Raw genomic sequence first — 6645 nt, 5'->3', positions numbered from 1 at the left:
TCAGCCTTTTGCTGATGTGAGTAAACAGTGAACTGAAAACTCAAATCCGATCCCTAATAGCTGTATCCCGTCTCGGAGTCTCGGAGTCTCCTGTATCCCGTCTCGGAGTCTCGGAGTCTCGGAGTCTGGGAGTCTCGACTAGGAAATTAATTTTGCACGACTACTTATTTGTTTTTCAGCATTGCCTTTCACGATGCTCCTCTAAATCTCTAGCTTGATTTTCTCACCTTGAGTGTGTGACTGCTCACCTCTTTGTAATAAACCTACACCTGTCAGGGGGGTGTGGGGTAGTGGAGCATTTGGCTGAAATTTCCCTAAACCCCTAAATCCCTATCACCCTATCACCCTATCACCCGACTCCTGACTCCTGACTCCGCGAGAGATTAACTTGCTTGGGAGGAGACAAAACCCGATAACTCGCGAAAACGGATCTCATCGCGGTGGGGATCAGAGCGACTAACTTGCACTTGAAAGCGATCGCCTAAAGATACCGATCGCTCAAAACGATGGGGTAATTCTAACCCCAATTCCTCCAATAAAATTAAGCCTAAATTTTCCTCTTCCCGCAGCCAGCGTAAAACCAAAGCTTGCCAGACTTGATCTCCCTGTCGTCGCAAAAATTCCAAACTCCAATAACGATTAGTTTGTCGTTCCACCGAGGTGGCTTCCAGGGCCGAACTAGCGACACTATAGAGAATTTCCTGCATTCTATCCCGGGTAAAAGGCAGTTGATCGCCCCGGAGATGGGCTTTTAGTTGAAAATGGGTCAAAAGGTCAGTATAACGGCGAATTGGCGAAGTTACTTGGGAATAGGTATTCAATCCCAGACTAGCATGACGGTTAGGAATCGTCGTCATCTCACTGCGCGGCATACAGCGACGCAAGGCACAGGAACGCACCGGGCCCGCAGGTAGTAAAATTAACTCCTCATCGGGGGGTAATTCCGGTTGTGGTTGTCCGCGGAAAGGCACGGGGATCTCGTGTTCCTGACAGTAGCGACCGGCGATTTCTCCAGCTAAAATCATCATTTCCGCCACCAATTGCCGAGATGGGGAAACTTCCTGCAATTCTATGATAATTTCGTCGTTAGCCTTCACCTTAATGGATGATTCTGGCATTTGGATGTTAATCGATCCCTGAGATTTGCGCCATGCGTGGCGTTGTTTGGCCCAACGGTTGAGAATCCTTACTTCCGGTTCATGCTGCAGATCCAGATGTAACATTTCGTCCACATCTTCGTAGGTGAGGCGATAGGTGGGTTTAATTGTACTAGGATGGATTCGATAATCGGCGATCGCCCCCGTTTCATCGAGGATTACCCCAAAACTTAAGGCAGGACAAAGTTTACCCTGTACCAAACTCATCGGACCTGCGGCCAACTCTAGGGGAAACATGGGAACCATTCCCGTGGGAAGATAAAGACTGGTACTGCGACGACGCGCTTCTAGGTCTAATTCATCATCGGGACGCACTAAACGGCTAGGATCGGCAATATGGATCCAGAGACGATGACCACCATCCGCGAGCATTTCTACCGATAATCCGTCATCGATTTCCTCGGTACTTTCATCGTCGATGGTATAAATTTTTTGGTGGGTTAAATCGAGACGATTGTTGACATCCGCATCCGCAGGGGGATTGAGTAAATTAAGACGCGCCACATCAAGTACCTTTTTCGAGAATTGAACGGGGTAGGAACTGCGTCGCAGGAAAAGGTTTTCGTGACTACTCCACCATTTCAAATCGACTAACAATTCAAAAGCGGCCTCGGGGGTTTGGGAACGGCCCAGCAGGGAGAGTATTTCCATGGCCGCTGGATATTTTTGTTCGGGTTGGAGGATAAATTTTTCTAGAGATTCCAGACGAATTCGATCGCTTTCTGACCATTCTACCGTTCCACCGGCCAGGGCCTGTTGGAGACGTTGGAGAAATTGGCCTTTTTCCCGTTGACGCTGTTGTTCCACCTCTAGCTGGTGTTTGATTTCCTCTACCTGATTTTCCGATCGGGCCTCGTAACCATCCCCTTTATTTTTAAAATAAACCTTATCATCACTCAAGAGACAATGGGCCGCATAGCAAAACTGCGGACCGCGATCGGAAAAGAGGAGCTCGGCCATGGTTTCGGGAGTGACTAACTGATTTTCCCCGGCTAATAATTCCCAGGCCACTTCTAAACCACTAGCATCTAGATAGGGTTGGACTTCCCGCAGAAAATTGCCAATCTCTTTATAGTTGGATGGACCTGCTTTGATAATGTAATCGAAGCGTTGGGGACGCAGTTTATGCGGGTTTCCCCCTTGATCGATGACGATCCAATCTTTTTTCCCTTCTGGGCGATCGATCACCCCTAAGCGCCTTTCTCCTTGCACCCGAAATTCTACCAGCGTTCCCTTTTCCACTGCTTCCCCTTACTGCCTATCTATTTTGTCTATTTCCTATCATCCTCGATCGATCACTCGATCGGCAAGAGCAATCATCAATCCCCACCCACTAGATAGGTATAACGTCGCAAACTGCGTTCATAATCCTGTAGTAGTAATTGGGATTCTTCCACAGTCATGCGATTTTCCTGCAAAGCTTGTTCACAACGAAGACGAATTCTTTCTAACAGGTCTTCCGCAGAATACTGCACATAACTTAATACTTCCGTGATCGTATCTCCTTTGACTAGATACTCGATATCGTATCCCTTGGGACTCATCTGAATATGTACCACGTTAGTATCGCCAAAAAGATTATGTAAATTGCCCATAATCTCTTGATAAGCACCCACCAGAAACATTCCTAGATAATAGGGTTCTGGAGAATGTTTACCGTTTTTGTACTCCAACGGATGCAATTCTAAAACTGATTTTATGTCCCCGCGCAAATCGATAAACTGGGCAATTTTCCCGTCACTATCACAGGTTAAATCGGCGAGAATCCCTCTTTGGGTAGGTTCTCGATCGAGACGATGGATCGGCATAATTGGAAATAGTTGATCGATCGCCCAACTATCGGGAACTGACTGAAAAACCGAGAGATTGGCATAATAAATTGAGGCCATAATTTGCTCTAAGTCTTCCAAGTCATCGGGAACATAATCCTGTTGTCGGGCCACTTGCAGAATTTTGTGACAACAAGCCCAGTACAATTGTTCGGCTCTAGCTCGTTCTTTGAGACTGAGATAACCGAAATTAAACAGACTAATCGCCTCCTCTTTGAACTGTCCCGCATCGTGATAAGCTTCCTGATAATTGCGCTCATCGATACCCGTATAGGTTTCCCAAAGATTACGGAGGATGAGGTGTTCTTTCCCATTGCAGGGATCGGGAGGGTTTTGGGGAACCTCGCTACTTCCCAAGATATCAAAGACTAACACCGATTGATGAGAAGCGATCGCCCGTCCACTTTCACTAATGAGAATTGGGGGTGAAATCTGGGCATCTTCACAAGCTTCCTTGACCTCAGCCACGATATCATTAGCATAATTCTGCATATTGTAGTTTTTTGAGGCGTAGAAGTTAGTTTTTGAGCCATCGTAATCGACCCCTAAACCACCCCCCACATCGAGATAGGTCATATTTGCCCCTAATTTCGCTAATTCCACATAAATCTGACTAGCTTCGCGAATGGCATCCTTAATGACGCTAATAGCGGAGATTTGCGACCCGATATGATAGTGCAGCAGTTGCAGACAATCTAACATCCCCGCTTGTTCTAATTCCGTCACCACCGTTAAGATTTCCGGGACGGTTAAACCGAATTTTGCCCGGTCTCCCGTGGAACATCCCCAACGGCCCACCCCTTTTGTCCCCAGTTTCGCACGCACTCCCAAATGTGGGGCAATTCCTAACTGACGACTGACGCGCAGGGTTAAATATAATTCTTCCAATTGTTCGATGACAATCAAAGGCCGATGACCGAGACGAGTGGTCAAAAGAGCAGTTTCCAGGTATTCTTTGTCCTTATAGCCGTTACAAATTAGTAATGGTTGTGTTTTGTCATTTTTGCCGTTTAAGGCAGGTTCTAGGGTCGCTAAAGCAATCATTAGCTCTGGTTTTGAACCAGCCTCCAACCCAAATTGATAGGGTTTACCAAAACGCACCAAAGACTCGACGATGTGACGGTGTTGATTGCACTTGATCGGATAGACACCGCGATAGACGTTGGGATAATTATAACGGGCGATCGCTCGGCTAAAACAGGCATTCAGGCGCTCGATCCGATCCTCAAGGATGTCACTAAACCGAATTAGCAAAGGTAAACCGATATTTCGCCGCTTAATCGCCGAAACTAACTCGTATAAGTCCAAAGAACCGCCCCTTTCTCCCTGGGGCGAAACGGTAATATTTCCTGCGGCATTAATCGAGAAATAGGGTTCTCCCCAGCCTTGGATGCGATAGAGATTTTCGCTATCTTCGATCGACCAATGTTTGACGGGGGCAACTTTTTCGAGGTTGTTACCGTCAGAAGGGGTCAAATCGACTGGAGATAATTGCTTTTCTAGTTTCTTAAGTTGAGTTTTACCCGCCATTGTCTATCGATCGCTCCGTATGAGACTCCGATCTTCTATCTTAAGTCAGACTTCCTGTCTGCGACCAAGATTCCGATCGTGATAGAATCTATTAGCCCTCAGGAGACAGGAGACAGGAGGCAGGAGACAGGAGACAGGAGATAGGAGATTATTTGTATTTTCTCCCCATCCCCCATCACCCTAGGGTTGATTCATAGTAGGGTTGATTCATGAATCAACCCTACCCATCACCCCGTTCCCCTGTTCCCTTCTCCCCAAAATTTTATAGTGAACCGCTTATGAATTTATTAGACTCAAAAGGACGTTTATTCGGTAAATTTAGCTTGCTTGATATTGGAGCGGCCTTAGTAATTTTATTGACAATTATCGGTATTTTTGTTGTACCGGGGACAAGTGGTAAAAGTACGATCGCTCAAGTTACCAAAGAACCCATAGAAGTGGATGTTATTGTCCGGGGTTTAAGTGTTCTCAATCCTAACGCTTTGATTAATCAATTCAATACCGAGAAGAAAACTAATATTGTTATTCGTAATCAACCGGCCGGTCAAGTGGATATAAAAAATGTTAAAGCTTTATCGAGAAATGTCTTAGTTCCGCAGCCGGATGGTAGTGTGAAAGTCCTACCCGATCCCCGCACGGAAAACTATTCTCAAGATATGATTATGACTCTCAGTGGTCAAGCGGAAGTTACCGATACCGGTGCGGTTGTTGGCGGTCAAAAGGTGAAAATTGGCACTTTAATCGAGTTAGAAGGAGATAATTATAATTTCAACACCAGTGTTATCGATGTCCGTTTACCAAAAAGGTCTTAAACAGTGAGCAGTGAGCAGTAATCAGTGAGCAGTAATCAGTGAGCAGTAATCAGTGAGCAGTAATCAGTGAGCAGTAATCAGTGAGCAGTAATCATTGACCAGTAATCATTGACCAGTAATCAGTGAAAAGACAGTAGGAAACTTCCATGTAACACTGCTCACTTGAAAACTCAAATCTGATAACTTACCCACTGATAACTGATAACTTACCCACTGATAACTGATAACTGATAACTGATAACTGATAAGAGGATTAACTGCTATTTATACACCGCCTTTAGCTCGTTTGATCGAGCAGTTACAAAAATTACCCGGGGTGGGACCCAAAAGCGCCCAACGTTTGGCCCTGTATATTCTCAAACGACCGGAACAGGATGCGATCGAATTGGCCGAGGCGATCGTAGCAGCGAAAAAACAAGTAGGATTATGTCAGGTTTGTTTTCATCTTTCGGCCGAACCGATTTGTGAAATTTGCCGCAATCCCAACCGGGAAACGGGGACTATCTGTGTGGTAGCTGACTCCAGAGATGTGATTGCTTTGGAGAAAACTAGGGAATATTCGGGCAAATATCACGTTTTAGGGGGTGTTATCTCACCTATGGATGGGATTGGACCGGATCAATTAAATATACAGTCTTTAGTCACCAGAGTCAGCCAGAAAAAAATTCAGGAAGTTATCTTAGCTATCAGTCCCAGTGTCGAGGGGGAAACCACGACTTTGTATATCGGGGGTTTACTAAAACCCTTCACTAAAGTTACCCGTATCGCTTTTGGGTTGCCCATGGGCGGCGATCTAGAATACGCTGATGAAGTAACCTTAGCGAGAGCTTTAGAAGGTCGTCGGGAATTGTAAAATCTCGCCAAGGTTGGGATTAAGTAGGGTTTGCTGAATAAATGTAAAATGTAGGCAAGGTAAGGGTTTTGTGGCTTTTCTCGTGAAACAGGTGCAAGATTTTGAGAGAATCGTGCTTCAACACCTTGCGTCTTCATCGGCCCGCGTCCTGTAGGGGCGAAGCATTCGGGCAATAACCTATCGGTGAAACCGGAGATTTTCTATCCGAATGCTTCGCCCGTACTTTTTGCCGCAAACCCTAAGTAGGGCTGGCTGAATAAATCTAAAAACCTTGCTGGATAAGACTTTTAGCCTTTTTTGAAATCCAAAAGTACCAGATATGGGAGTGATCAGGGGGAAAATTCAGCTACTTTTTCCCTGAAAATTAGGTAATTGACCCCCTCAAAATCGGTAAAACCCCACACCCCACACCCTACACCCTACACCCTGCCCCTAGGAAAAACTTTTTCAGCAGACCCTAAGTA

The 6645-nt window shown here is 45.8% G+C and carries 4 protein-coding genes; 2 read left to right on the top strand and 2 right to left on the bottom strand.

Annotated elements, in window-relative coordinates; translation table 11 throughout:
• Positions 1-383: 383 nt before the first annotated feature.
• Together IQ242_RS13345 and speA are read right to left on the bottom strand one after the other, a co-directional pair.
• Positions 384-2399, bottom strand: a complete 2016-nt coding sequence (locus IQ242_RS13345; RefSeq protein ID WP_193960301.1) for a ribonuclease R family protein — start codon at positions 2397-2399, stop codon at positions 384-386.
• A 77-nt stretch (positions 2400-2476) separates the two neighbouring features.
• A complete protein-coding gene (gene speA, locus IQ242_RS13340) occupies positions 2477-4516 on the bottom strand; it encodes a biosynthetic arginine decarboxylase (protein WP_193960300.1) in 2040 nt (679 codons plus the stop codon).
• A 278-nt stretch (positions 4517-4794) separates the two neighbouring features.
• Here speA and IQ242_RS13335 point away from each other — a divergent pair, with 278 nt between their 5' ends.
• Together IQ242_RS13335 and recR are read left to right on the top strand one after the other, a co-directional pair.
• Positions 4795-5328 (top strand): DUF4330 domain-containing protein, encoded by a 534-nt coding sequence (locus IQ242_RS13335; protein WP_193960299.1) that lies wholly within the window; start codon positions 4795-4797, stop codon positions 5326-5328.
• 262 nt (positions 5329-5590) lie between these two features.
• Entirely contained in the window at positions 5591-6181 is a 591-nt protein-coding gene (gene recR, locus IQ242_RS13330; protein WP_193960302.1) for a recombination mediator RecR, read from the top strand.
• Positions 6182-6645 lie beyond the last annotated feature (464 nt).

It is taken from the genome of Microcystis sp. LEGE 08355, assembly GCF_015207185.1.
GTDB classification, from domain to species: Bacteria; Cyanobacteriota; Cyanobacteriia; order Cyanobacteriales; family Microcystaceae; genus Microcystis; species Microcystis panniformis.
Note: the sequence above shows the minus strand (reverse complement) of the source record. Positions and strands in the feature narration are given on the sequence as shown.